The sequence below is a fragment of the Pseudomonas sp. Pseusp21 genome (genome assembly GCF_059492145.1).
The window spans coordinates 740943-765958 of the sequence record NZ_CP168520.1 but is presented as its reverse complement, the minus strand read 5'-3'; the positions used below and the strand labels follow the sequence as shown (position 1 = coordinate 765958).

Annotated in this window: 22 protein-coding genes; 10 read left to right on the top strand and 12 right to left on the bottom strand. The window is 58.3% G+C overall.

The window, feature by feature from the left end:
• The 3 genes from ACEN93_RS03295 (at position 1) to ACEN93_RS03285 (ending at position 5901) form a co-directional block, all read left to right on the top strand.
• Positions 1 to 822: a hypothetical protein gene (locus ACEN93_RS03295; RefSeq protein ID WP_103385198.1), complete on the top strand. Its 822-nt coding sequence runs from the start codon at positions 1 to 3 to the stop codon at positions 820 to 822.
• Positions 823 to 1042: 220 nt separating this feature from the next.
• Complete coding sequence (locus tag ACEN93_RS03290; RefSeq protein ID WP_495611050.1) at positions 1043 to 3100, top strand: hypothetical protein; 2058 nt, start codon at positions 1043 to 1045, stop codon at positions 3098 to 3100.
• 254 nt (positions 3101 to 3354) lie between these two features.
• Complete coding sequence (locus ACEN93_RS03285) at positions 3355 to 5901, top strand: autotransporter outer membrane beta-barrel domain-containing protein (RefSeq protein WP_074690490.1); 2547 nt, start codon at positions 3355 to 3357, stop codon at positions 5899 to 5901.
• A gap of 65 nt (positions 5902 to 5966) precedes the next feature.
• Here ACEN93_RS03285 and ACEN93_RS03280 read toward each other — a convergent pair whose 3' ends face one another.
• The 4 genes from ACEN93_RS03280 to ACEN93_RS03265 form a co-directional block, all read right to left on the bottom strand.
• Entirely contained in the window at positions 5967 to 6395 is a 429-nt protein-coding gene (locus tag ACEN93_RS03280) for a hypothetical protein (RefSeq protein ID WP_074690491.1), read from the bottom strand.
• Between the two features lie 293 nt (positions 6396 to 6688).
• Complete coding sequence (locus tag ACEN93_RS03275; RefSeq protein ID WP_039768687.1) at positions 6689 to 7330, bottom strand: DUF1345 domain-containing protein; 642 nt, start codon at positions 7328 to 7330, stop codon at positions 6689 to 6691.
• A gap of 79 nt (positions 7331 to 7409) precedes the next feature.
• Positions 7410 to 10508, bottom strand: a complete 3099-nt coding sequence (locus ACEN93_RS03270) for a multidrug efflux RND transporter permease subunit (protein WP_495611049.1) — start codon at positions 10506 to 10508, stop codon at positions 7410 to 7412.
• A 15-nt stretch (positions 10509 to 10523) separates the two neighbouring features.
• Positions 10524 to 11681: an efflux RND transporter periplasmic adaptor subunit gene (locus ACEN93_RS03265; protein WP_039768683.1), complete on the bottom strand. Its 1158-nt coding sequence runs from the start codon at positions 11679 to 11681 to the stop codon at positions 10524 to 10526.
• Between the two features lie 183 nt (positions 11682 to 11864).
• Here ACEN93_RS03265 and ACEN93_RS03260 point away from each other — a divergent pair, with 183 nt between their 5' ends.
• Together ACEN93_RS03260 and ACEN93_RS03255 are read left to right on the top strand one after the other, a co-directional pair.
• Positions 11865 to 12566: a response regulator gene (locus tag ACEN93_RS03260; protein WP_039768681.1), complete on the top strand. Its 702-nt coding sequence runs from the start codon at positions 11865 to 11867 to the stop codon at positions 12564 to 12566.
• A gap of 4 nt (positions 12567 to 12570) precedes the next feature.
• Positions 12571 to 13872: an ATP-binding protein gene (locus ACEN93_RS03255; RefSeq protein WP_495611048.1), complete on the top strand. Its 1302-nt coding sequence runs from the start codon at positions 12571 to 12573 to the stop codon at positions 13870 to 13872.
• 142 nt (positions 13873 to 14014) lie between these two features.
• Here ACEN93_RS03255 and pncA read toward each other — a convergent pair whose 3' ends face one another.
• The 4 genes from pncA to ACEN93_RS03235 form a co-directional block, all read right to left on the bottom strand.
• Complete coding sequence (gene pncA / locus ACEN93_RS03250) at positions 14015 to 14641, bottom strand: bifunctional nicotinamidase/pyrazinamidase (RefSeq protein WP_039768677.1); 627 nt, start codon at positions 14639 to 14641, stop codon at positions 14015 to 14017.
• A 50-nt stretch (positions 14642 to 14691) separates the two neighbouring features.
• Complete coding sequence (locus ACEN93_RS03245; protein WP_495611047.1) at positions 14692 to 15450, bottom strand: anti-sigma factor family protein; 759 nt, start codon at positions 15448 to 15450, stop codon at positions 14692 to 14694.
• Positions 15447 to 15932 (bottom strand): RNA polymerase sigma factor, encoded by a 486-nt coding sequence (locus ACEN93_RS03240; protein ID WP_103385203.1) that lies wholly within the window; start codon positions 15930 to 15932, stop codon positions 15447 to 15449. The genes ACEN93_RS03245 and ACEN93_RS03240 overlap by 4 nt, the downstream gene beginning before the upstream one ends.
• A 62-nt stretch (positions 15933 to 15994) precedes the next feature.
• Positions 15995 to 16528 (bottom strand): tetratricopeptide repeat protein, encoded by a 534-nt coding sequence (locus ACEN93_RS03235; protein ID WP_495611046.1) that lies wholly within the window; start codon positions 16526 to 16528, stop codon positions 15995 to 15997.
• Positions 16529 to 16686: 158 nt separating this feature from the next.
• On the opposite strand from ACEN93_RS03235, the gene ACEN93_RS03230 reads away from it, so the two are divergent.
• The 3 genes from ACEN93_RS03230 to nudC all read left to right on the top strand — a co-directional run bounded on the left by ACEN93_RS03230 (position 16687) and on the right by nudC (position 19192).
• Positions 16687 to 17460: a class I SAM-dependent methyltransferase gene (locus tag ACEN93_RS03230; protein ID WP_039768672.1), complete on the top strand. Its 774-nt coding sequence runs from the start codon at positions 16687 to 16689 to the stop codon at positions 17458 to 17460.
• 82 nt (positions 17461 to 17542) lie between these two features.
• Positions 17543 to 18355: a crotonase/enoyl-CoA hydratase family protein gene (locus ACEN93_RS03225; protein WP_074690498.1), complete on the top strand. Its 813-nt coding sequence runs from the start codon at positions 17543 to 17545 to the stop codon at positions 18353 to 18355.
• A gap of 6 nt (positions 18356 to 18361) precedes the next feature.
• Positions 18362 to 19192, top strand: coding sequence for an NAD(+) diphosphatase (gene nudC / locus ACEN93_RS03220; RefSeq protein ID WP_074690499.1), 831 nt, complete (start codon positions 18362 to 18364; stop codon positions 19190 to 19192).
• Here the strand turns inward: nudC and ACEN93_RS03215 are convergent.
• Complete coding sequence (locus tag ACEN93_RS03215) at positions 19160 to 19939, bottom strand: TSUP family transporter (RefSeq protein ID WP_027611974.1); 780 nt, start codon at positions 19937 to 19939, stop codon at positions 19160 to 19162. The genes nudC and ACEN93_RS03215 overlap by 33 nt on opposite strands.
• A 334-nt stretch (positions 19940 to 20273) precedes the next feature.
• On the opposite strand from ACEN93_RS03215, the gene sfnG reads away from it, so the two are divergent.
• Positions 20274 to 21368 carry a dimethylsulfone monooxygenase SfnG gene (gene sfnG / locus ACEN93_RS03210; protein ID WP_495611045.1) on the top strand — a complete coding sequence of 365 codons (1095 nt, stop codon included), beginning with the start codon at positions 20274 to 20276 and terminating at the stop codon, positions 21366 to 21368.
• A 42-nt stretch (positions 21369 to 21410) separates the two neighbouring features.
• Here sfnG and ACEN93_RS03205 read toward each other — a convergent pair whose 3' ends face one another.
• The gene (locus tag ACEN93_RS03205) at positions 21411 to 21890 is read right to left on the bottom strand and encodes a nuclear transport factor 2 family protein (RefSeq protein WP_039768666.1); all 480 of its coding nucleotides are present in this window, start codon (positions 21888 to 21890) and stop codon (positions 21411 to 21413) included.
• A gap of 53 nt (positions 21891 to 21943) precedes the next feature.
• The gene (locus tag ACEN93_RS03200) at positions 21944 to 22510 is read right to left on the bottom strand and encodes a TetR/AcrR family transcriptional regulator (protein ID WP_103385206.1); all 567 of its coding nucleotides are present in this window, start codon (positions 22508 to 22510) and stop codon (positions 21944 to 21946) included.
• Positions 22511 to 22767: 257 nt separating this feature from the next.
• Between ACEN93_RS03200 and pssA the strand changes: the two genes are divergently transcribed.
• A complete protein-coding gene (gene pssA / locus ACEN93_RS03195) occupies positions 22768 to 24111 on the top strand; it encodes a CDP-diacylglycerol--serine O-phosphatidyltransferase (protein WP_039768662.1) in 1344 nt (447 codons plus the stop codon).
• Between the two features lie 63 nt (positions 24112 to 24174).
• Here pssA and efeO read toward each other — a convergent pair whose 3' ends face one another.
• On the bottom strand, positions 24175 to 24999 hold the full coding sequence (efeO, locus tag ACEN93_RS03190) for an iron uptake system protein EfeO (RefSeq protein ID WP_039768660.1): 825 nt from the start codon (positions 24997 to 24999) through the stop codon (positions 24175 to 24177).
• Positions 25000 to 25016 lie beyond the last annotated feature (17 nt).

The following is a 25016-nucleotide window of genomic DNA, read 5'->3' as shown; positions in this document are numbered from 1 at the left end:
ATGTCTTTGAGTACTCAATCGAGTGAAGAAAAACTTGCGTCCCAAACGGAAGCACCATTGGCGGCTGAGATCACCGTGGATGGTGTTACAGAACCTGATGGATTTATTCCCTTGCCGCTTCTGATTAGCGGCACCACAGCCCGAATTCAACGCTGGGAAGAAACGTCATTTGATGATCATCTTGAAGTGTTTTGGCTTCAGGACGGAAATGAGGAACTCCTGTTTGAGCGGCGATTCCCGACGGGGATCGTTCCGCCGGAGATCGAAGTAACAATCCCTCCATCACGGATGGCAGTTAACGGTACTGCACTGCTTTATTACATCATAACTGCCTTCGGTATGCCGGATCCATCACCCCGCAAACCACTGATCATCGATCACACTCAAGAGCCTGAAAAGATACTTGCGGAAGCCATTTTTACCAATCTGACGAAGTACGGGTACTACAATTGTGAAACCGATCCTGCATTGACATCAGGCATCGTTATAGATATTCCGAAGCAGCCATGGGCTCGTCCCGGTGATCAATTTTCCCTCAAATTACAGGGTTATCGAACACTTAACGGATCCCCCGGGGAAAATGGAGAACACATCGTTCCGGAGTCGGCAGAAACGCTGACTAGGTTTTTGAATGATCAAGAGATTGAAAACGGATTTTCTCAATCTGTTTCTTTTGCTCCCTGCATAAAGCCATTAATTGATGAAGACTCGCTTGTTGCGATCTATACCATTACCAGGGCCGGCAGGGTGATTGGAAAATCTCTTCTTGCCGTGGCAAAGATAGATAGGATTCTTTCTGGTAGTACGTACTGTTATTCATGACGGCTCTCGCCAAGTGATTTTCAGGGTGGCCGCGCAGGCGCAAGGTTTTGGCGCAGGTGTGTGTTTCGAATAACAAAGGGTAATAACTTAAGGGGCGAGTTTATGATTGTTGATTCAATCTGCTTTTAACGTTGCTTTTCATCAGGAAGTTGTTGTGTAGCTGTCAGACTGATGGAGCAGATCAGGCCATTTGGCTTAATGCACAGAGGAGAATATTAAAATGACTGCTAAAGAAAATGCGGAGAATGGCGGGCCTCGTAAATCAACGCGAACTGGGCCATATGCTGACCCGCCGATAATCGTCGGTCAGATTGAAGGCGATGGCAGAATCCTGTTGGAAGAGTTGAATAAACCCGCTATCCGAATGAGGTTAATGGAACTCAAAGATGGACTGTTTGGTGGCGGTATAGCAATGGTAAAAGGGAATAGGGTTGGGCAACCTGAAAAAGAACTTGGAAAGATAGATATACCAGAGGATTTTACAGGCTTCTTTCCGGTGGATATCCCGGTACTCAATAGCCTGATTCCGGATGACCCGGACATTCCTGGGCCAACGCCGTATTACGCCCGCTTCCATATCATCGATGGGCTTGGCATTGAAGATAGCTCGACCCCGGTTGCGTTCTTTGTCGACAAGAATGCTCCCTATTATGTAAAAAAACCCTTCAGCAGAAGCGCACCGCCTTTCGCGACATTTGCCAATCTGGATGTGGCTGGAGGGGAGAGGATTGACGAAGAGTGGGCCGACAAAAATCCTAGGGGACTGGTGGTTAACGTTGCAATAGACTACGCCAACCGTGTGGACAATGACGAAGTTACCTTTTGTGTCGCTAACAGATCGGGCACGACCACAACCATGCCCGTCATTTACCGAGATGTGGTCACACCCTCGTCGAATCCTTTGCTAGGAGAGTTCACGATCAGTCTCGATGAGCTGAGGAAACTTCCAAACGGAAGCTTATACCATCGCTATATGTGGCATGACGCACCGAGGAACAAATCGCTGGACTCTGTTATCTCAGGCATCCCCTTGCTGCCGATCGCATTTTTGCCGCCCCCACTGCTCAAGCAACTCAGGGTACCAGCGGCGGGCCCTAGCCATACGGAAGCGATCAGTCTCGGTACTTTTTTGCCTGTCGGCACAAAAATCTTTGCCGAGATCGATTATCCGGAAAACGGCGATCCGAAAGACCTTATCACCGTAAAAGTCAAGGGCGACAAAGAGGTAGTGCTGGGGAGCGAAGAGTTAGGCGCGAGCCCCGGTCCGTTCAAAATGGAACTTACCTACGATATTCTGGACGAAGTGACGAAAGGCGCTACAGATGAGAAGACTGTAGAAATTTCTTACTCGTTGAAACGTGGAGCGAACACTCCAATAGATGAGCCGCCAACGTCGATATTCGTCTACTTTGTGTTCCCGGGAATACCTCCTGATACGTTACCCGAACTGGACAACGATAATCTGCTTCCGGTCGTAGTTAATGGGCGCGAGGGTGCTGGCAACAAGAACCATCTGACCACGGAGGATATTAATCATCCTGTACGCTTCACCGCTACCAGGTGGACAGGTCTGCCGGATCTACTGAGGGATGCGTTAATCACGTTCTACTGGGACGACAAGCCAGTAGGATCGATAACAATGAAAAATACTGATACCGCTGTCTTTATAGATGTTGATTACTCGGAGATTTCACCTGTCGAGCCAGGAAACATCAAGGCTCACTACACCATTGAATACCCTGGCAATCCCAATATTATGCGGCAGTTGCCCAGAACTGACGTGCTGGTCGAAACATTTGAAATCGACTTGGATCCGCATAAAGGTCCATTCATTGAGCTGGGTGGTGAGCGGTATATTACCTGCAAAACGATGGTGCCTCGAACTGTAGACGAAGGAAATACTATCGTACCTCCACTTAAAGTGTCGGCGCCGGGCGGTCATCGCGATCTACCACCAAACAGGCCTGTCACTATGAGGATGGAGGGTTGGAAAGAGAAAGTTCCGGTAACGCCGATCACCGGCGCAACGTTCAAGGAAACAAAAAATATGCCGGCAGGAGGGGGCGATCTCGTCTTCGATATGGACTACGAGCTGTTCAAGACGATTCAACTGGAGACGCCAGCAACGAATCCGGTCACCTTTTATTACGCGCAAATTTGGTACGAGATAAAACTGGGTGAAACAACGTTTGAGTCACCCAAGGAAATGCATCCGGTCAGAGTACGTAATAGTAGTCTCGAATACTGTGAAGACTTGGGGGCGGGCAGTGACGGTTAATTAGTGGCTGGACACCCAATCAACATGGCGAACGAGGTTCATGTTGATTGGGTGTGATTTTACATACGAGCTCTTGCGACGAAAACCACCAGAGATGAGTGTTCTGAAGACTTATCTGTCGACACTTTAGGATTAGTCCTACAGAGACGTAGCGGTTACATCTGTAGTCTTCGGCGCGCTTTCCATATTTGTTATCCGGCGCCGGATTCGAACTACTTCTGCTTTGGCACAGGATATTACTAAGGGCTACTCGCATGCGTACCACGCCACCTTTCAAATTCGATATTTTTGGCAATAGCCGGGCAATTCCTTCCTTTGCGCTGCTGATGCTATCTGTCTCGGTTTCTCACGCCGGTGTATTAAATCCTGGACAAAGTGAGACGATTGATAGCACCGACCCGATTGAATCCTGGACACTGAACCCAGGCTCCGAGCTGATTTCCAACGGTGCGGATACAGATAATATTGGGGCGGTTGGAGCGAAGCTGGAAGTCAATGGGGGAAGTAACAAACAGATTGCTCTTGAGCGATTGTCGGTCATGAACATGATTGGGGGGACGGTTGCAAACACATCGGGTACTGGCGCAGCGATCAACCTTGCCAGCAGCAGCGCGGAGATCACGAACAGCACTATAACGAGTAACGCTGTGGGGTTGATGTTGACACGCAATATTCAGGATCAATCCGGCTCCAGCGTAAAGTTGGTTGACAGCACCGTGACGGCTTCGAGTGTGGGGGCGCAGGTCAACGGTCTTGGCGTACTCGAGTTGATTGAAAGCACCATCAGCGCAACTGGCACGACGTCGGACGGCGTCAGACTCCTGAATGGCTCACTCTCGGCGAAAAATAGCTTCATCAGCGGTGGCGACGTCGGTCTGCACATTGGGAGCGAACCCAGTCGCGGGGAAACGTCAACGGTAGTGCTTGATGATTCGCGGATTGAAGGTCGAACGGGCCCCGCGATCTCTACCGACTTGTTGAATTTGCAAGGTGCAAAGGCCGATATTCATGTGCTCAATGATTCCACATTGGTGGCGGGCAACGGCAATGTGCTTGAAGTAAAAAACGGGGCAACCGTCGGGCTCACCGTTGATAACAGTGCGCTCGTGGGGGATGTAGTGGTCGACTCCGGCAGCGCCGCTCGGACCCGTTTTCAAAATGGCGCATCACTGGCCGGTAATCTGCAAAATGTCGCTCAGGTCACGCTCGATACTCGAAGCACCATGACCGGAGATGTACTTGCCCAAGCCGGTAGTGGCGCTGCGGTCACGATCGATAATGGTGCTGCACTCAATGGGAACGTGAACAACGTCATCAGTCTGTCACTGAATCATGGTGGCAGCATGACAGGCGATGTTGTCACCGATACCGCTGGCACGGTCGCGCTGGATAATGGCGCAACGCTGACTGGCCAAATTGAAAATTCAGCGAATATCCAAATCAGAAATGCCGGCCAATGGGTTACCACGGGCAACAGCTCGGTGCAAAGTCTGGAGCTGGAAGACGGTATTGTTCGCCTGGGGGATACAGGCTCTTTCCACCAACTGGATGTGGAGAATGTGTCGGGCAAGGGCACCTTCGTCATGCACGCCGACCTGAATACCGAGCGTACCGATTTCCTGAATGTTACAAAAGGTGCCAGCGGTGAGCATAAACTTCAGGTGACAGCGAGTGGCACCAATCCGACGACTCCCGATTTGGTGAAAATCGGCAACGTTGCAGGTGGCGATGCGAGCTTCGCGTTGAATGGTAATGGGCTGGTCGATGCAGGCTCACGCACTTATGGATTGTTGAGGGAGGGTGAAGGGCTGTTCCTTAAACCCAATCAGACTGTCAGTACCTCGACGAATACGGTATTGGCGATTGCCGGCAGTACACGAAGCATCCTGTATGGAGAGATGACCTCGCTCAATAGCCGTCTGGGCGATCGTCGTCTGAGCAGTAGTAGTGGAGATACATCGCCTTTGGCAAGAAGCGATACCTCGATGAAAAAGTTGAGCAATAGTGTGTGGATGCGCACTTATGGCAGCCAGTACAACGTTTCCAACGCTTATGGTGGAGGTTTCACCCAGAACCAGCGTGGCTTCTCGCTGGGTGCCGATACTCAAGCGCAACTGGGCGGTCAGCAATGGCTTGTCGGGGCGTTTGTAGGGTCGGGGCGCACTGATATAGACCTCAAAAATGGTTCCACGGCGACAGTCGACAGCCTCAATGCGGGTGTCTATGGCACGTTGCTTGATGTAGCGAGCGGCATGTATGTGGACGTGGTGGGCAAGGTCAACCAGTTTGATAACCAGGCCAACGTCACAATGAGTGACGGCACTCGCAGCAAAGGCAACTATAAAAATCTGGGTTTAAGTGCAACAGTGGAAGTGGGCAAGCTCATTCGGTTTGATAACGGTGACTTTATTGAACCCTTTGCTCAGGTAGGCCTTGGCGCGGTCCAGGCAAAGCAATACCGGTTGGACAATGGTCTGGAAGTTGATGCCGGTGCGGCGCACTCGCTGTTGGGTAAAGTGGGGATGACCATCGGCCGTGAGATCACTCTGGACAACGCCAGCAAGCTGCAACCAAGGGTACGCTTGGCGATGGGGCACGAATTTGTAAAAAGTAACGATGTAAAGGTCAATAATGATGACTTTAACAGTGACCCTTCCAGTACCAGCCTTGAATATACAGTGGGGGTGAACTGGGTGCCCGCCCAGAAAAACTGGCAGGTCTATGGCGAGGCGGGAGGAAGTAAAGGTAATACCATTGAACAGAACTGGAACTACAGTGTAGGCGTAAGCTACAACTTTTAATCACCGCTTTTGGTTGACGAAAAAAATCCCGACTAATGTCGGGATGTTTTTTTTCATGTAAAAAGTCATGGAAGCAACATGTCAAATTCACCATCAGTCTCTAATTGTGTATCGTGGTTGTCATCCTCGACTTTGACCTCGAATTGAGCAGCCACGGCATTGGTCTCACTGGATTCGAAAAGCGTGATAGTGCCTTCAATCCCTATGTAAACATTGATGTCGGCGTTAGTATCATTGATATATTCAAAGCGAATCGGGGTTTCAGAGTCAGTCAACGAATAAGTCTTGTATTCAAGCGTTTTCGGTAAAATTATCCGGATTTCTCTATAGCTTAAATCGGCTTCGCGCTGAGTGGCCGAAAAAATAAGGTGATTATCAAATGGAGGTGGAAGGTTAGCGTCCTTTACCTCCCTTTGGTTTGCTTCAAAGGGTGTCTTGTCAATGTTGCCGATAAAATACGGTGCGACGGGTTTTAGTTGAGTACTTGTTCTCATAATAAAATCCTCTATGCCTGGGTGAGGTATCCAAAGACCTGATCGGGGTCCTGTTTATGGATAAGTTATCAGAACTCATCATATCGCCGCTGTAAACTGTCAGAGTTGACAGTTTACAGATAAGTTAAAGTGTGCTTGTTTTCCGTTCTTTGAATGGTTTAGAGAAAAGGTAAGTGCCCCGATTTTATACAAGAGCGTTCGCTGGTCAGTGCCCCGGCCCATGTCGAGTCCGCCTTGCCGTGGCCAGGCGCAGTTGCACCAGATACACATGTGGATTGAGCGTGGAAAATTTGTCAACCAAACAACCCCGCCGCAATATTGATCGAAAACCCCAGAATCGCCGTATTGAATACAAACCCGATCAACGACTGCGCCAACACGATCTTGCGTATCTCTCGCGTGGCCACGCCAACATCCGCCGTCTGCACAGCAACGCTGATGGTGAACGAGAAGTACAGAAAGTCCCAATAGTTGGGCGTGGTCAGGCCTTCGGCAAAGCGCAGCGCCGGCTCCTTGCCGTCCCAGGTGTAAAACAGCCGGGCGTAGTGGACGCTGAAGATAACCCCGATCAGCAACCATGAACCGATCACCGTCAGCGCGGTGAATCCGTAGTGCAGGAGTTTGCGAGTGGTTTCCAGGTCCTTGCTGCCGGCCAGTTCGAAGGTGATGGTGGCGAGGCTGGCCAGAGCCGCGATGCACACAACGAACAACACCAGCCCGGCATTTTCATCCTCGACTTCGGCGATGCGTCTGACGTCCGGTGCTTTCGCGCGAGCTGTCAGCCAGAACATCAGGAGCAGATAGGTCCAGACGCCGGCGTTCCAGCCGATAAGGATTTTGCTGATGACCGAGTCGGCAGGGATCAGCAGGCCGACGGCAAGACCGAATAGCGCAGCGGCGGAAAGGCGAGGGTGGGTGCGGGCGAGGAAGCGCATGGGGACTCGATGGGCCAGGGCGGTTCAGACACCTTAGCCCAGCGCGGCGACCTCTGGCCACCGCGCCGGGAGCGCTCTATCAATCAGGCTTGGTGAACCGGCGCACAAGCTTGATCACGACCACGAAAAACACCGGCACGAAAATCACCGCCAATGTTGCGGTAATCATCCCGCCAATCACCCCGGTGCCAATCGCCTGCTGACTTGCCGAACTTGCGCCCGTGGCAATCGCCAGCGGTACCACGCCCAGAATGAACGCCAGCGAGGTCATGACAATCGGCCGCAAGCGCAGACGCGCGGCTTGCAGCGTGGCGTCAATCAGGTCATGACCTTCGTCATACAGGCTCTTGGCAAACTCGATGATCAGGATCGCGTTCTTCGCCGACAGGCCGATGATGGTGATCAGGCCGACCTTGAAGAAGACGTCGTTGGGCATTCCGCGCAAGGTCACCGCCAGGACCGCGCCGAGAACACCGAGCGGTACGACGAGTAGCACGGAAGTCGGAATCGACCAGCTCTCGTACAACGCCGCCAGACACAGGAACACGATCAGCAGCGACAGCCCGAGCAGAATCGGTGCCTGACTGCCGGACAAACGCTCCTGCAACGACAGACCAGTCCATTCCTGACCCAGACCTTTCGGCCCCTGGGCCACCAGACGTTCGATTTCCGCCATGGCTTCGCCGGTGCTGTGACCAGGTTTCGGCTCACCGGAAATCGAGATTGCCGGGTAGCCGTTGTAGCGGGTCAGTTGTGCCGGGCCCTGGGTCCATGTGGCTCGGACGAACGCCGACAGCGGCACCATTTTCCCGGCGTCGTTGCGCACGTGCATCTTCAGCAGGTCATCGACCTGACTACGGCGATCGCCTTCAGCCTGCACGACAACCCGTTGCATCCGCCCCTGATTGGGGAAGTCATTGACGTACGAGGAGCCGATGGCGGTGGACAGCACGTTGCCGACATCGGCGAAGGAAATGCCCAGCGCGTTGGCCTGTTTACGGTCCACTTCCAGTTGCACTTGTGGCGCTTCGGCCAGTGCGCTTTCACGCACGTTCATCAGGATCGGGCTTTTCTCGGCGGCTTCCAGCAACTGGGTGCGCGCCTCCATCAAAGTCGCATAACCCAGGCCGCCGCGATCCTGCAGGCGGAACTCGAAACCGCTGGAAGTGCCGAGACCATCCACCGGCGGCGGCAGCACGGCGAAGACCACGGCGTCCTTGATCTGGCTGAGGGCGATGTTGGCACGGTCGGCAATCGAACTGGCCGAGTCGTCGCTGCCGCGTTGCGACCAGTCCTTGAGCGTGGTGAACGCCAGCGCGGCGTTCTGCCCGCTGCCGGAGAAGCTGAAACCGAGAATCACAGTGCTGTCGCCCACGCCCGGTTCGCCGGCGTTGTGCGCTTCGATCTGCTCAACCACCTGCACCGTGCGGTTCTTGCTCGCACCGGGTGGCAGTTGAATGTCGGTGATGGTGTAACCCTGATCCTCGACCGGCAGGAACGAGGAGGGCAGGCGCGCGAAGCACAGGCCCAGACCCACCAGCAGCACACCATAGATCAGCAGATAACGACCGGTGCGTTTCAGCGCATAGCCAACCCAGGCCTGATAGCGATCGGTCAGTTGCTCGAAACGGCGGTTGAACCAGCCGAAGAACCCGGTTTTTTCGTGGTGTTCGCCCTTGGCAATCGGTTTGAGCAAGGTGGCGCACAGTGCCGGGGTCAAGGTCAGGGCGAGGAATGCCGAGAACAGGATCGAGGTGGCCATCGACAACGAGAACTGGCGATAGATGACGCCCACCGAACCTTGCATGAACGCCATCGGAATGAACACCGCCACCAGCACCAGCGTGATGCCGATGATCGCGCCGGTGATCTGGCTCATCGCCTTGCGCGTTGCTTCTTTCGGCGACAGGCCTTCGGTGGCCATGATCCGTTCGACGTTCTCCACCACCACGATGGCGTCGTCCACCAGAATACCGATGGCCAGCACCATGCCGAACATGGTCAGCACGTTGATCGAGAAACCCAGCGCAAGCATGGTCGCGAAGGTGCCCATCAGTGCCACGGGCACCACCAGCGTCGGGATCAGGGTGTAGCGGATGTTCTGCAGGAACAGGAACATCACCGCAAATACCAGCAGCATGGCCTCGCCGAGGGTGTAGACCACTTTGGTGATCGAGACCTTCACGAATGGCGACGTGTCGTAAGGAATCTTGTATTCCACGCCCGCCGGGAAGTAGCGCGACAGTTCATCCATCTTCGCCCGGATCAAGGTCGCGGTGCTGAGGGCGTTGGCGCCCGGCGACAGTTGCACGCCGACAGCGGTGGACGGCTTGCCGTTCAGACGCGTGCCGAACTGGTATTCCTGGCTGCCGATCTCGACCCGCGCCACATCCTTGATGCGTACCGTGGAGCCGTCCGGATTGGCCTTGAGCACGATGTCGGCAAACTCTTCCGGCGTCGACAGTTGACCCTTGACCAGAATCGTTGCGGTGATTTCCTGAGTGCTCGGGTTTGGCAGATCGCCGATGCTGCCGGCCGAAACCTGAGCGTTCTGCGCAACGATGGCGGCGTTGACGTCGGCCGGCGTCAGGTTGAAACCGATCAGCTTCTGCGGATCGACCCAGATCCGCATCGCCCGCTCGGCGCCGTACAACTGGGCCTTGCCGACACCGTCGATGCGCTTGATCTCGTTCATCACGTTGCGCGCCAGGTAATCGCTGAGCGCTACGTCGTCGAGTTTGCCGTCGCTGGAGGTGAGGGTGATCAGCAGCAGGAAACCGGCGGAGACTTTTTCCACCTGCAAGCCTTGTTGATTGACCGCTTGCGGCAGGCGCGACTCGACCACTTTCAGACGGTTTTGCACATCGACCTGCGCCAGTTCCGGGTTGGTGCCCGGCTGGAAAGTGGCCTTGATCGTGGCGCTGCCCAGGCTGCTTTGCGATTCGAAATACAGCAGGTGATCGGCGCCGTTGAGCTCTTCCTCGATCAGGCTGACCACGCTTTCGTCGACGGTCTGCGCCGAGGCGCCGGGGTACACGGCATAGATTTCGATCTGCGGCGGCGCGACGTCGGGGTATTGCGCCACCGGCAATTGCGGGATGGCCAGCGCACCGGCCAACAGGATGAACAACGCGACGACCCAGGCGAACACCGGGCGGTCGATAAAGAACTGCGGCATAGAAGAGCGTCCTGCTTACTGACCAGAGGTCTGGGCAAGTGGAAGAGGGGTGTCGTCGATCTGCACCACTTCGCCCGGACGGGCGTGCTGCAGGCCTTCGATGACAATGCGGTCGCCGGCTTTCAGGCCACCGGTAACGATCCAGCGGTCGTTCTGCACCGCGCCCAGTTGCACTGGCTGTTGGGCGACGCGCATCTGATCGTCGACGGTCAGGACTTGCGCCACACCGGCGCTGTCTCGCTGTACCGCGCGTTGCGGCACGGTGAGACCGTGCTGGATCACGCCTTGTTCCAGGCGCACGCGAACGTAGCTGCCGGGCAACAGATCGAGATCCGGGTTGGGGAACTCGCTGCGCAGGATGATCTGCCCGGTGCCCGGATCGACCGTGATGTCGCTGAACAGCAACTTGCCGGGTAACGGATAGAGGCTGCCGTCGTCCTGGATCAGCGTGGCCTTGACCTGATCCTGACCGACCTGCTGCAACTGGCCGGAGCGAAATGCCCGGCGCAGTTCATTCAATTCGCGGGTCGACTGGGTGAGGTCGGCGTGGATCGGGTTCAGTTGCTGGATCAGCGCCATGGGCGTGGTTTCGTTCTGGCCGACCAGCGCGCCTTCGGTCACCAGAGCACGACCGACGCGCCCGGAAATCGGCGCGGTGACGGTGGCGTAGCCCAGATTCAGCTTCGCCCGCTCGACAGCAGCCTTGTTGGCGGCAACGTCGGCGGCCGTCTGCCGGGCATTGGCGCGGGCGTTGTCGTAGTCCTGAGCGCTGATGGCCTTGTCATCGATCAACTGGGCGTAGCGCTGCTCCTGCAGTTTTGCCTGGAACGCGTTGGCCTCGGCCTTGCGCAGCGCGGCTTCGGCGCTGTCCAGGTCAGCCTTGAACGGCGCCGGATCAATGCGGAACAGCACGTCGCCTTTTTTAACGTCGCTGCCTTCGCGGTAGGTACGTTGCAGTACCACGCCGGCGACCCGGGCGCGGACTTCGGCAATGCGCGGCGCGGCAATCCGCCCGCTGAGTTCGCTGCTGATCGACAGGGGGCGCGCCTCAAGGGTTTCGATCCGCACGGTGGCCGGCGGCGCCTGTTCCTCGGCGTTCGAGGATTTATCACAGGCGCTCAGCATCAGCGCCAATGCGATCAGGCCGAGCCCGGCCAGCAGATTTTTCGACATGTACAACCCCCAATATTGATCTGCGCATCCTACGGACAGTCGCCGAGGGTAGCGGTGAAGCTTTGTAGGTGCTGTGTGAAATTGTGTAAGGGTTTTGCTCAGGGACGGGCGAGGGCGTATATCCTTCAGGCCTTGAAATTTTTTGCGACATAGCAGTCGCCACCGCCTGTTCTGGACACCTCAATGCCCAACATTCTTCTGGTCGAAGACGACACCGCCCTCGCCGAACTGATCTCCAGTTACCTCGAACGCAACGGTTACTCCGTCAGCGTGATCGGCCGTGGCGACCATGTGCGCGAACGGGCGCGGCTGAGTCCGCCGGACCTGGTAATCCTCGATCTGATGCTGCCGGGCCTCGACGGCTTGCAGGTCTGTCGCCTGCTGCGCGCCGACTCGGCAACGCTGCCGATCCTGATGCTCACCGCCCGCGACGACAGCCACGATCAGGTGCTGGGCCTGGAAATGGGTGCCGACGATTACGTCACCAAACCCTGTGAGCCGCGCGTCCTGCTGGCGCGGGTGCGCACCTTGCTGCGCCGCAGCAGCCTCGGCGAACCGATGACCGCCAACGACCGGATCCTGATGGGCAACCTGTGCATCGACCTGTCGGAACGCACGGTGACCTGGCGCGAGCAACCGGTGGAACTGTCCAGCGGCGAATACAACCTGCTGGTGGTGTTGGCCCGTCATGCCGGTGAAGTGCTGAGTCGCGACCAGATCCTGCAACGCCTGCGCGGCATCGAGTTCAACGGCACCGATCGCTCGGTGGACGTGGCGATTTCCAAGTTGCGGCGCAAGTTCGACGACCATGCCGGCGAGGCGCGCAAAATCAAGACCGTGTGGGGCAAGGGGTATCTGTTCAGCCGTTCCGAGTGGGAATGCTGATTCGATGTTCAGAATCCTGTTTCGCCTCTATCTGGTGACGATCGTCTCCTACAGTGCGGCGATTTATCTGGTGCCGGATCTGGTGGTGATGGCGTTCAAGCAGCGTTTCGTCACCTACAACCTCGACTACTCCCGTGGCCTGCAATCGCTGATCACCAAGCAGTTTCGCGCGGTGCCGCAGGACCAGTGGCCGGCACTCGCGGCGTCGATGGACAAGGATTTCCAGCCGCTGCACATCGTGCTCGCCCGTATTAATGACCCTGGCTTCACCGCCATCGAGCAAGAGCGGCTGCGGCGTGGTGAGAACATGGTGCGGGTGGGCGACTGGGGTTGGCGCACGCTGGCGGTCACGCCGCTGAACGACGAAATGGCGGTGCAGATGGTGGTGCCGCCGGATCCGATGGACGTGAACCTGTTGTACTGGAGCATCAACGTGCTGATCGGCGCGAGTCTGCTGGCGTGCCTGTTGCTCTGGTTTCGTCCGCACTGGCGCGATCTGGAACGCCTCAAAGGCACGGCCGAACGGTTCGGCAAGGGCCATTTGAGCGAGCGCACGCAAATCGGCCCGAGCTCCAACATCGGCAGTCTGGCCAACGTGTTCGACACCATGGCCGGCGACATCGAAAACCTGCTCAACCAGCAGCGGGACCTGCTCAACGCCGTGTCCCACGAACTGCGCACGCCACTGACCCGCCTTGACTTCGGCCTGGCGCTGGCGCTGTCCGATGACTTGCCGCAGGCCAGCCGCGAACGCCTGCAAGGGCTGGTCGCGCACATCCGCGAACTCGATGAGCTGGTGCTGGAGTTGCTGTCCTACAGCCGTTTGCAGAATCCGGCGAAGTTGCCGGAGCAGGTCGAAGTGTCGCTGGACGAGTTCATCGACAGCATTCTGGGCAGCGTCGACGAAGAGCTGGAATCCCCGGAAATCGTCATCGATGTGCTGCTGCACAATCAGCTGGAGCGCTTCACCCTCGATCCACGCCTGACAGCCCGGGCGATTCAGAACCTGCTGCGCAACGCCATGCGCTATTGCGAAAAACGCATTCAGATTGGCGTGCAGGTCTGCCCGAAGGGCTGTGAGATCTGGGTGGATGATGACGGGATCGGCATTCCGGAAGACGAGCGGGAGCGAATTTTCGAGCCGTTCTATCGACTGGATCGCAGCCGTGACCGCGCCACGGGCGGGTTTGGTCTGGGGCTGGCGATCAGCCGGCGGGCGCTGGAAGCGCAGGGCGGGACGTTGACGGTGGAGGGTTCGCCGTTGGGCGGGGCGCGGTTCAGACTTTGGCTGCCTACTCCGACTTGATGATCGCTGAGGTCCCACTCAGAGCGCTGATCGTTCCCACGCTCTGCGTGGGAATGCCGCCCAGGACGCTCCGCGTCCTTTGTGACGCAGAGCGTCACCGTATGCATTCCCACGCGGAGCGTGGGAACGATCAGCACGTCGGTCAAAGCAGTTCAGTGGACTGGATCAATCCAACCCCGGCCACCTGCATCCGCTCGATCGCCGTCGCCAGCGAGCCATTCAAATCAATCGCCCGGCACGCATCCAGCACCACAAACGCATTGAACCCCGCCGCCCGTGCATCCAGCGCGGAGAACATCACGCAGAAATCCAGCGCCAGACCGACCATGTACACGGTGTCGATGCCGCGCTCCTTCAGATAACCGGCCAGACCTGTGGTCGTGACGCGATCCGCTTCCAGAAACGCCGAATAGCTGTCGATGTCCGGGTTGCAACCCTTGCGGATGATCAATTGTGCGTGGGGCAGATCAAGTCCTGAATGAAACTCGGCACCGTGTGAACCCTGAATGCAGTGATCCGGCCAAAGCGTCTGCTCGCCATACGGCAGTTGAATCACATCATAGGGCTGACGGCCGGGATGGCTGGAGGCAAACGAAGTGTGGCCGGCCGGGTGCCAGTCCTGGGCAATGACCACTTGCTTGAAGTGTTCGGCGAGACGGTTGATCAGCGGGACGATCAGGTCGCCTTCAGGCACGGCCAGTTGGCCGCCGGGAATGAAGTCGTTCTGTACGTCGATGACCAGCAGGGCTGTGCGTGGCGAAATCGGCATAAATCCATCCTTCTTGGAAAATCACCCGAGCAGCATAGTGACAAAATTCTTTAAACGTTCAGCCTGGTCTTAAACATTTTCGCCATGTCTTCCAGCTCGGAAGCCGGATGATGGCCGATCAGCATCCAGGCGTGTTCGCGTTCGGTCCAGTACACCACGTTCATCCCGTGACGGCGTTCATGGGCCAGCGGCTGGCTGCCGCTGTTGGTGCGCGTGACGCACAGCGCCAGCGGGCCATGTTTGGCATCGAGCCAGGTCATCTGCGCAATCGGCACACCGTCATACTCAAGCAATTGCGCACGTTTGAACTGCGCGCCGGGCAGTTTGAGTTTCGCCGGCGACAGGCTTACACCCAGCCGCGCATCGACGGTTCGCAACTGCGCCAGTTGCGAGGCTTCATCAGTGGGCAGATGTTCGAGGGTCTGCGGCACATACAGCGCCATGTAATCGCCCACCAGCTCGCGCCAGTTGTGCGATTGCTGCGTTTGCCAGGCCAGGAACAAGCGGTCCGCCGCGACACCCGCGAGTGCCACGCCCGCTGCCGCCGCGCCGATGAACCAGCGTCGGCTGAAACCGGGTTTCTGCGGTGACGGTGCCGCATCGAGCCGGGCCTGCAAACGGTCGAGCGGGGCCTGTTGCGCCAGTTCGTCATAGGCGGCCTTGAACGGCAGGTTGCTGCGGCTCAGCCATTGCACCCGCAGGCTCAGCAGCGGATCGTCGGCAATGAGGCTGTCGAGTTGACTGCGCTGTTCGCGGTCCAGCTCATCGTCCAGATACGCCACCAGTTGCTCGTCGGAAGGCGTATTCATTGCCGGTCTCCTGCGGGGGTGTTCGGTACCGCTTGCAGCGGCGGGTATTCGGCCAGTTTCAGGCGCGCGGTGGCCAGGCGGCTCATGACTGTGCCGATCGGCACTTGCAGGATCTCGGCGACTTCGCGGTAGGACAGGCCTTCAACGTAAGCGAGATACACCGTTTCACGCTGAGTTTCCGGCAGCGCATCGACCCGGCGGATCACCTGCGCGGCCATGACGTGGGTCTGCGCGGCGTATTCGCCATCGAAGGTCAGCTGCCTGTCGGCTTCCGTCACGCCTTGGCCCTGGCGCACCCGGCGGGCGCGCACTTCGTTGAGCCAGATCGAATGCAGGATGCTCAGCAGCCAGCGATCCATGCGCGTGCCGGCCACGTACTGGCCCGAACGCTCCAGCGCCCGCACGCAGGTGGCTTGCACCAGATCCTCGGCCACGTGCCGATTGCGCGACAGCAGCAAGCCGTAACGCCACAGGCGCGCCAGGTGTTGCCCGAGTTCGGCTCTGAAGGCCTGATCGCTGAAAATGTTCGCCTCCGCGTGTCGTGTCAGGTTTTCGATGAATCGTTGATGGCTTCGGCCAGGTCCCGGTATTCCTCGCAGGTCGTGCCGCAGATCTTCTGGATGTGCTGCAACTGCTCCTGCGCCAGATCGACGCGGCCCTTGATGACGTAAGCTTCGCCCAGGTATTCGCGGACCTGCGCGTACTGCGGATCAAGCTTCACCGATTGCAGGTAATAACCGATGCCTTCGTCGGTGCGCCCCAGTTTGCGCGTCGCGTAACCGCGATAGTTGAGAGCCTTGGCGGTGTTCGGTTGTTCCAGCGTATCGAGCAGGGACAGGGCTTCGTCGTAACGGCCGGCCTTGGCCAGACGGTAGGCGTAATCGGTCCGGTCGGCGTCGGGCACCAGATGGCTGGTCTGCATCACGCACTTCTGCGTCTTGGTGTCGAACACCTGGCCTTTGGGGCAGTTGGGCTTCTGTACCGGCGCCTCTTCATCGCCATTGGCGAAGGCGAGGGGGCTCGCGAAAACGGCGGCCACCAGCAACGGGGCGGCGAACATAACGGAACGGATAGTCATGGGCAAGGCTCCACAAGGGGTCATGTTTCACTTTGAACACCGCAGGGTGAACATTTATTCATCGCTTTGTCAGGCTTTGTTAAAGGAAAGCCCTTTTTCCGGCGCTATGCTGGTCAGCGTTCGTCGTCGATCTGCAGTTCTACCATGGGAGTTTGGCCATGAAAGATCAGGTTCACCACTCGGCCGCCAGCGGCTACAAAACCGCCGCCGACACCTACGTCAAAGGCCGGCCCGACTACCCGCCGGCCGTCAGCGAATGGCTGACGGGCACACTGGGCCTCGATGCCCACAAGACCGTTATCGACCTCGGCGCCGGCACCGGCAAGTTCACCGGACGGCTGGTGGCGACCGGCGCTCAGGTGATTGCCGTGGAACCGGTGGCGCAGATGCTGGAAAAACTGTCGCTGGCCTGGCCGCAGGTGCTGGCCGTCAGCGGCACTGCAACGGATTTGCCGCTGCCCGACGCCTCGGTGGATGCGGTGGTCTGCGCACAGGCCTTTCACTGGTTTGCCAGCACCGAGGCGCTGGATGAAATTGCTCGAGTCCTCAAACCGGGCGGCAAACTGGGCCTGATCTGGAACCTGCGCGACACCCGGATCGACTGGGTGCCCAAACTGGACGCCATCGTCAATGCGCTGGAAGGCGACACGCCGCGTTTCTACACCGGCGAATGGCGCAAGGCCTTTCCCCATCCGGCGTTCGGGCCGTTGCAGGCGCAGCATTTCCAGCACGGGCATACCGGCGCGCCGGAAGATGTGATCTTCAACCGGGTGCGCTCCACCAGTTTCATTGCCGCGCTGAGCGATCAGCAGCGCGCGAAGATCGACGAGCAGATTGCTCAACTGATTGCCGGCGAGCCGCAGCTGCGGGGCAGGGAGATAGTGACGGTGCCTTACGAGACCGCCGCCTTCGTCGCGGTGAAGAACGGCTAGAGTCCCGCATTTGGCCGAACCGCCGTGCTGATGCCTTGTTATAGTTCGGGCCTCATTTTCAGCCCGGTAAAGGATTTCTGCCATGACTCAATACACCGCCTTCAGCGTCGAACTGGCCGACAACATCGCCCATGTGCAGATCAATCGTCCGGAAAAGATCAACTCGATGAACGCCGCGTTCTGGAGTGAAATCGTCGAGGTGTTCCAGTGGATCGACGACACCGACGAAGTGCGGGTGGTGGTGCTCAGCGGCGCCGGCAAACACTTTTCCTCGGGCATCGACCTGATGATGCTGGCCGGCGTGGCCAATGAGCTGGGCAAGGATGTCGGTCGCAATGCACGTCTGCTGCGTAAAAAAATCCTGACCCTGCAAGCATCCTTCAATGCGGTCGACAATTGCCGCAAACCGGTACTCGCGGCGATCCAGGGTTATTGCCTGGGCGGCGCCATCGACCTGATCGCCGCCTGCGACATGCGCTACGCCGCCGAAGACGCGCAATTCTCGATCAAGGAAATCGACATTGGCATGGCGGCGGACGTCGGCACCCTGCAACGGTTGCCACGGATCATCGGTGACGGCATGCTGCGTGAACTGGCTTACACCGGTCGCACCTTTGGCGCTGAAGAGGCGCGCAGCATCGGCCTGGTCAATCGCGTCTACAGCGACAAGGACGGCCTGATCGAAGGTGTGATGGAGATTGCCCGGGACATCGCCGGCAAGTCGCCGATCGCCGTTACCGGCACCAAGGAAATGATCAGCTACATGCGCGACCATCGCATCGACGACGGTCTCGAGTACGTTGCCACCTGGAACGCCGCCATGCTGCAATCCAATGATTTGCGTGTGGCCATGGCCGCCCACATGAGCAAACAGAAACCCGAATTTCTGGATTGAGAAACCATGACATCTCGCTGGACCACTGCAGTACTGGACACCGATCAACCCGGCGGCTGGGCCGTGGCGCGCAGCCCCGAGGGTTTCCTGTTCGATGACAACGGCGCGCTGTTCCCCCGGGAATGGCTCAAGCGCCAGGACTTGTCGATCCTGGCCGAACACGGTATCGGCCATCTCGATGGCGAACCGGTGTATCTGCTGGAACTGCGCAGCACCAGCGAGGTGCCGGGTTGCAACTGGAAAGGCCTGCGGGCGTTCATGCTCGACGGCGATCACACGATCTACAAAGTGCTGGGCTACGCCGCACAGATCGGCACTTGGGCGCGCGAACACCGTTTCTGCGGCAACTGCGGTCAGGCCATGACCCAGGTGCCACGGGAGCGGGCGATGTATTGCCAGCCCTGCGACTTGCGCAGTTACCCGCGGATTTCGCCGAGCATGATCGTGCTGGTGACCCGTGGCGATGAGATCTTGCTGGCGCGTTCACCGCGTTTTGTCACCGGGGTCTACAGCACGCTGGCCGGGTTTGCCGAACCGGGGGAGTCGGCCGAGGATTGCCTGATCCGCGAAGTGCGCGAGGAAGTGCAGATCGAGGTGAAGAACATTCAGTACATGGGCAGCCAGTGCTGGCCGTTCCCGCACTCGATGATGCTCGGCTTCCATGCCGAATATGCCGGTGGCGAGATTGTCTGCCAGGAAGACGAGATCGAAGACGCCCAGTGGTTCAACGTGCACGCTCTGCCGCCGTTGCCGGCGTCCAAATCGATTGCCCGTTACCTGATCGACGTCTACGTGGCGCGGCGCTTAGGCCACGCTGAACCAGTGCTGCCAGGCTAGGCGCACGGTCAACCCCAGCACCACGGTGATGAACACCGGACGAATGAACTTGGCGCCGCCGCTGATCGCGGTGCGCGCCCCGAAGAATGCGCCGACCATCACCGACAGGCCCATGCTCAGGCCGATGATCCAGTCCACCTGCCCGGAAAACACGAACACCGACAGCGCCGCAATGTTGCTGACGAAGTTCATGCTGCGTGCCACGCCGCTGGCCTTGACCAGATCGATCGGGTAGAGCAGCAGGCTGCTGACGGTCCAGAACGCGCCAGTGCCGGGACCGGCTACGCCGTCGTAGAAACCGAGGCTGAAGCCTTGGGTCGATTGCCACTTTTTCTTGATCGGTGCGTCGCTGTCCAGCGGCGCTTTCGGCGTGCCGCCAAACAACAGGTACAGGCCGCAGGCGAAGACGATCACCGGCAGCATCTTGTTCAGCCATTCGGCGGGCAGGTAATGCGCGACGATGGCGCCGGTCAGCGCACCGACCAGCGTGCCGACGATAGCGTGCATCCACTGCCGTGGGTGAAACAGCTTGCGTCGGTAGAAGGTGAAACTGGCGGTGGCCGAGCCGAAGGTCGAACTCAACTTGTTGGTGCCCAGCACCAGATGCGGCGGCAGGCCGGCGGTGAGCAACGCAGGCGTGGTCAACAGACCGCCACCGCCGGCGATGGCGTCGATGAATCCGGCAATGAAAGCGACAAGGGCCAGAACGGCCAAGGTGGTGAGGTCAACGCTGAGTTCGAAAGGCATGGAATCGGCTTATTCGGCAGGTTGCAGAGCTGGGCTGCGGGGAGGGCAGTCATGTTACTCATTTCCAAGTGTTGCGGCGACCCATAAGGCCTTGGCGCGAGCAGGCTTGCTCCCACATTGGAATGCATTCCCACTGTGGGAGCGAGCCTGCTCGCGATAGCTTGGCTCCAGCCACTTCAAATCCCAACTGTTGCCCACCCAACACGCTAACAACAAATCAACCTCTCTCAGTGCACGCCGATTGCCGGAAGCCCCAATAAAACCGGGCTTCAGGGGCTGGCACGCTTGCTGCTCTACCTCTCTCACCTTCATCAACTGTCCCGAGGACACGCCAATGAGTCAGCAAGCCGTGAAATTTGCCTACTGGGTGCCGAACGTCAGCGGTGGGCTGGTGGTCAGCAAGATCGAGCAGCGCACCGATTGGGGCATCGACTACAACCGCAAGCTGGCGCAACTGGCCGAGGCGGCGGGTTTCGAATACGCCCTGACGCAAATCCGCTTCACCGCCGGTTACGGCGCCGAATTTCAGCATGAATCGGTAGCCTTCAGCCACGCGCTGCTAGCCGCCACCAGCAAACTCAAAGTCATCGCCGCCATTCTGCCTGGCCCGTGGCAACCGGCGCTGGCGGCCAAACAGTTGGCGACCATTGATCAACTCACCAACGGCCGGATTGCGGTGAATATCGTCAGTGGCTGGTTCAAGGGTGAATTTCAGGCGATTGGCGAGCATTGGCTGGAGCACGACGAGCGCTATCGTCGCTCGGAAGAGTTCATCCGTTCGTTGCAAGGGATCTGGAGCCAGGACAACTTCACCTTCCGTGGCGATTTCTATCGCTTCGACAACTACAGCCTCAAACCGAAACCGCTGGGTCGCCCGGAAATCTTTCAGGGCGGTAGCTCTCGTGCCGCGCGGGACATGGCGGCGCGGGTATCGGACTGGTATTTCACCAACGGTAACAGCGTCGAGGGCATCAAGGCGCAGGTCGACGATATTCGCGCCAAAGCGGCGGCGAACCAGCATTCGGTGAAGGTCGGGGTGAATGCGTTTGTCATCGCCCGGGATACCGAAGAAGAAGCCAAAGCGGTGCTCGCGCAGATCATCGATCAGGCTGACCCGGAAGCGGTGAATGCTTTTGGTGATGCGGCGAAACAGGCAGGCAGGGCGTCGCCGGAAGGTGAGGGTAACTGGGCCAAATCGACCTTTGAAGATCTGGTGCAATACAACGACGGCTTCAAGACCAACCTGATCGGCACGCCGCAGCAGATTGCCGAGCGGATCGTGGCGCTGAAAGCGGTGGGGGTGGACCTGGTATTGGCGGGATTCCTGCATTTTCAGGAAGAGGTGGAGTATTTCGGCCAGCGGGTGTTGCCGTTGGTGCGGGAACTGGAAGCCAAAGCGCAATCGATCCAGACCGCCGAAGTAGCCTGAAAATCCCTCCTGCACAGTGTGCAGGAGGGATCGGCCGCTGAATTACAGACCCAGCTCGGACAACCCCGGATGATCATCCGGGCGCCGGCCCAGCGGCCAGTGGAACTTGCGTTCGCTTTCCTTGATCGGCATGTCGTTGATGCAGGCGTAACGCTGGAACATCAGGCCGTTGTCGTCGAATTCCCAGTTCTCGTTGCCGTAGGAGCGAAACCAGTTGCCCGAGTCGTCGTGCCACTCGTAGGCGTAGCGCACGGCGATGCGGGTGTCGGAGTAAGCCCAGAGCTCCTTGATCAGGCGGTAATCCAGCTCCTTGGCCCATTTGCGAGTGAGGAAACCCTTGGCTTCTTCGCGGTTGTTGGCGAATTCGGCGCGGTTACGCCATTTGGTGTCCAGGGTGTAAGCCAGCGACACGCGTTCCGGGTCGCGGGAGTTCCAGCCATCCTCGGCCAGACGAACTTTTTCAATGGCCGATTCACGGTTGAACGGTGGCAATGGCGGACGAACTTCGGCTGCAGTAGACATGTTTGTCTCCCGATCTGTTAACAGTTAAACAACTTGTCAGGCTTATTAAGGCGTTACAGGTCCAATAACTTTCGCGCCATGCATTGCGCATTATCGGCGGCACTGTGATCACCCATCACAAGCGCTACGGTAATGGCGCCGTCAATCAGGATCAGCAACTGTTTGGCCAGCAGTTGCGGGTCCTCGGCCCCATGTTCGGTACACAGCTCGCACAGGTAGTCGAGCAGTTTCTGTTTGTGGTCTTTGGCGACCTGGCGAACCGGATCCTGCGGATCGCCGGTCTCACCGCTGGTGTTGATAAAGGCGCAGCCCCGGAAACCTTCAGAGGCGAACCAGCCCTTGAGCACGGTAAACAGGTTGAGCAGGCGGTCGACCGGGGTCTCGGCCTGGTCGACGGCGCTTCTGTACCAGTGCATCCAGCGCACGTCGCGGCGTTGCAGGGCGGCGACGGTCAGCTCCTCCTTGTTGGCGAAGTAGCGGTAGATACTCTTTCTGGAAACGCCGGCGGTTTTCACCAGTAGATCCATGCCGGTGGCCGCGATGCCACTTTTGTAGATCAACTTTTCGGTGACATCCAGAATGATGTCTCGGGTTGTGTCGTTGCGTGTGATTTCGTTCATGTGGCGAACAGTAGAACGATCGTTCTCCTTGGTCAAGCAGTTATTTTATGATCGCTCTCGCGTTCTGCTTGATCGTTCCCACGCTCTGCGTGGGAATGCCTCAAGGGACGCTCTGCGTTCCAGCTCTGGAAGGGACGCGGAGCGTCCCGGGCTGCGTTCCCACGCAGAGCGTGGGAACGATCAATCAGGCGGGAAGACCCGAAGGAGTTGATGGTGTAAGCTCTCGGGTTCTTCGGATTCGACCCATTGCGAGCCCTATGCCGTTGCTTTTCAAACGCTCTCTGCTGCCCAAACTGCGCAGCTTTCCGCTGACCGCCGAGGCCGTGACAATCCTGCCCGGCGCCGCCGATTTCCGTCGTTGCCTGCTGGAGAAAATCGCCCAGGCGACCCGGCGCATCTACCTCGTCGCGCTTTATCTGCAAAACGATGAAGCCGGCCAGGAAATTCTCGATGCCTTGCACGCCGCCAAACTCAAGCGTCCCGAGCTTGAAATCGCGGTGGTCGTCGACTGGCTGCGGGCCCAGCGTGGCTTGATCGGTGCCGGCAAACAGCCGGGCAACTCGGCGTGGTATCAGGAGATGACCCGCACCCACCAGAGCGTGGTGCCGGTCTATGGCGTGCCGGTGCAGACCCGCGAGCTGTTCGGCGTGCTGCACCTCAAAGGCTTCGTGATCGACGATTGCGTGGTCTACAGCGGTGCGAGCCTGAACAACGTCTACCTGCACAAATTCGACAAGTACCGCTTCGACCGTTATCACGTGCTGCAAAGCCGCGAACTGGCGGACTCGATGCACCATCTGGTCAAGCACGGCCTGATCGAATCGAAAGCGGTGCATCGCCTCGACCTGCCGAACCTGCCGACCACCCGCAGTCTGCGCAACGACATCGGCGACCTGCGCAGCCGCCTCAAATATGCGGCGTACGACACCAGCGCCGGCAGCACGGCGCATACCGGTCTGTCGGTGAGTCCGTTGCTCGGCGTGGGCAAGAACAACCCGCTGAACCGGGTGATTCTGGAGCTGATCGCCAGCGCCCAGAAGCAACTGACCATCTGCACGCCGTACTTCAACCTGCCGCTGGGGGTGATCCGCGAGATCAACCGGGCGCTGGCGCGCGGCGTGAAGATCGACATCGTGGTCGGCGACAAGACCGCCAACGACTTCTACATTCCGCCGACCGAGCCGTTCAAGGTGATCGCTGCGCTGCCGTATCTCTACGAGATCAGCCTGCGCCGTTTCGCCAAGCGGCATCAGCGCAACATCGACAGCGGCCAGTTGAACCTGCATCTGTGGCGTGAAGGCGACAACAGCTATCACCTCAAGGGCATGTGGATCGACCAGCGCTACACGCTGCTGACCGGCAACAACCTGAACCCGCGGGCGTTCCGGCTCGATCTGGAAAACGCCTTGCTGATCGATGACCCGAAAGGCGAGTGGCTGGAGCCGCGCCGCGTGGAGCTGGAAAACATCTTCGAACACACCACGCGGATCGAGCGATTCCAGGACCTGGAAGCCTTGCCGGACTACCCGGCGGGCGTGGCCAAGTTCCTCAAGCGCGTGAGTCGGGTGCGGGTCGAGCGGCTGCTGTATCGCATTCTCTAAAACCGGCCCACAAAAAATCCCCCGAACGCAGCACGCGTCCGGGGGATTTTTTTATGCGCGGACTCAGTTCAGACCGAGTTTGCCACGCAATGTCGACAGGTCTTCGGCCAGGGTATTGACCGGGCCGACCAGCGCCTTGCGGTCGTTGTCCTTGACCTTGTCGTAAGTCTCGAAGCCACCGTCCCTGGTCTTGTACTTGGCCAGGATCTTGTCCACGGTGGCGAAGTTCTTGTCGACTTTGGCGACGAAGGCTTTGTCCTGTTTCTCAATCTGCGGACGGAACAGGTCGACGATTTTCTTCGCGCCGTCGATATTGCCCTGGAAGTCGTAGAGGTCGGTGTGGCTGTAACGGTCTTCTTCACCGGAAATCTTGGTCGCGGCAACTTCTTCAAGCAGCGCAGCGGCGCCGCCGACGACTTTTTCCGGCGGGAACGTCAGGCCGGCGACGCGGGTCTGCAGGTCCTTCACGTCCTTGTTCAGGCCATCGGCCAGGGCGTCCAGATCCTTGGTGCTTTTTTCCGAGAACAGCGAGTATTCGATGCGGTGGAAGCCGGTGAAGTCTTCGGCTTTCACGCCTTGCTCGTGGTCATCGACGCGGGAGTCGATGGACGCGTCGAGGTCACTGAACAGTTCGGCGATCGGCTCGATCGACTCGTAATAAACGCGGGTCGGCGCATAGAGCTTTTGCGCGGTGGCCAGGTCGCCTTTTTTCACTGCGTCGGTGAACTGCTGGGTGTGGCTGGCCAGTTCATCCAATTGTTCGGTGACATAGATCTTGTAGTCCGACACCGGCCCCACCAGATCCAGAGGCGCGGTCGCGGCGAACGCCGACAGCGGGGTGTTGAGCAAACCAAGGGTCAGCAATAACGCGAGTGGCGTCTTTTTCATGGGGGCGGCTCCTGTTG

Excerpts from the sequence above, each read along its gene's own strand:
- ACEN93_RS03295 (WP_103385198.1), top strand. The coding sequence starts at position 1 with ATGTCTTTGAGTACTCAATCGAGTGAAGAAAAACTTGCGTCCCAAACG.
- ACEN93_RS03290 (WP_495611050.1), top strand. The coding sequence starts at position 1,043 with ATGACTGCTAAAGAAAATGCGGAGAATGGCGGGCCTCGTAAATCAACG.
- ACEN93_RS03285 (WP_074690490.1), top strand. The coding sequence starts at position 3,355 with ATGCGTACCACGCCACCTTTCAAATTCGATATTTTTGGCAATAGCCGG.
- ACEN93_RS03280 (WP_074690491.1), bottom strand. The coding sequence starts at position 6,395 with ATGAGAACAAGTACTCAACTAAAACCCGTCGCACCGTATTTTATCGGC.
- ACEN93_RS03275 (WP_039768687.1), bottom strand. The coding sequence starts at position 7,330 with ATGCGCTTCCTCGCCCGCACCCACCCTCGCCTTTCCGCCGCTGCGCTA.
- ACEN93_RS03270 (WP_495611049.1), bottom strand. The coding sequence starts at position 10,508 with ATGCCGCAGTTCTTTATCGACCGCCCGGTGTTCGCCTGGGTCGTCGCG.
- ACEN93_RS03265 (WP_039768683.1), bottom strand. The coding sequence starts at position 11,681 with ATGTCGAAAAATCTGCTGGCCGGGCTCGGCCTGATCGCATTGGCGCTG.
- ACEN93_RS03260 (WP_039768681.1), top strand. The coding sequence starts at position 11,865 with ATGCCCAACATTCTTCTGGTCGAAGACGACACCGCCCTCGCCGAACTG.
- ACEN93_RS03255 (WP_495611048.1), top strand. The coding sequence starts at position 12,571 with ATGTTCAGAATCCTGTTTCGCCTCTATCTGGTGACGATCGTCTCCTAC.
- pncA (WP_039768677.1), bottom strand. The coding sequence starts at position 14,641 with ATGCCGATTTCGCCACGCACAGCCCTGCTGGTCATCGACGTACAGAAC.
- ACEN93_RS03245 (WP_495611047.1), bottom strand. The coding sequence starts at position 15,450 with ATGAATACGCCTTCCGACGAGCAACTGGTGGCGTATCTGGACGATGAG.
- ACEN93_RS03235 (WP_495611046.1), bottom strand. The coding sequence starts at position 16,528 with ATGACTATCCGTTCCGTTATGTTCGCCGCCCCGTTGCTGGTGGCCGCC.
- ACEN93_RS03230 (WP_039768672.1), top strand. The coding sequence starts at position 16,687 with ATGAAAGATCAGGTTCACCACTCGGCCGCCAGCGGCTACAAAACCGCC.
- ACEN93_RS03225 (WP_074690498.1), top strand. The coding sequence starts at position 17,543 with ATGACTCAATACACCGCCTTCAGCGTCGAACTGGCCGACAACATCGCC.
- nudC (WP_074690499.1), top strand. The coding sequence starts at position 18,362 with ATGACATCTCGCTGGACCACTGCAGTACTGGACACCGATCAACCCGGC.
- ACEN93_RS03215 (WP_027611974.1), bottom strand. The coding sequence starts at position 19,939 with ATGCCTTTCGAACTCAGCGTTGACCTCACCACCTTGGCCGTTCTGGCC.
- sfnG (WP_495611045.1), top strand. The coding sequence starts at position 20,274 with ATGAGTCAGCAAGCCGTGAAATTTGCCTACTGGGTGCCGAACGTCAGC.
- ACEN93_RS03205 (WP_039768666.1), bottom strand. The coding sequence starts at position 21,890 with ATGTCTACTGCAGCCGAAGTTCGTCCGCCATTGCCACCGTTCAACCGT.
- ACEN93_RS03200 (WP_103385206.1), bottom strand. The coding sequence starts at position 22,510 with ATGAACGAAATCACACGCAACGACACAACCCGAGACATCATTCTGGAT.
- pssA (WP_039768662.1), top strand. The coding sequence starts at position 22,768 with ATGCCGTTGCTTTTCAAACGCTCTCTGCTGCCCAAACTGCGCAGCTTT.
- efeO (WP_039768660.1), bottom strand. The coding sequence starts at position 24,999 with ATGAAAAAGACGCCACTCGCGTTATTGCTGACCCTTGGTTTGCTCAAC.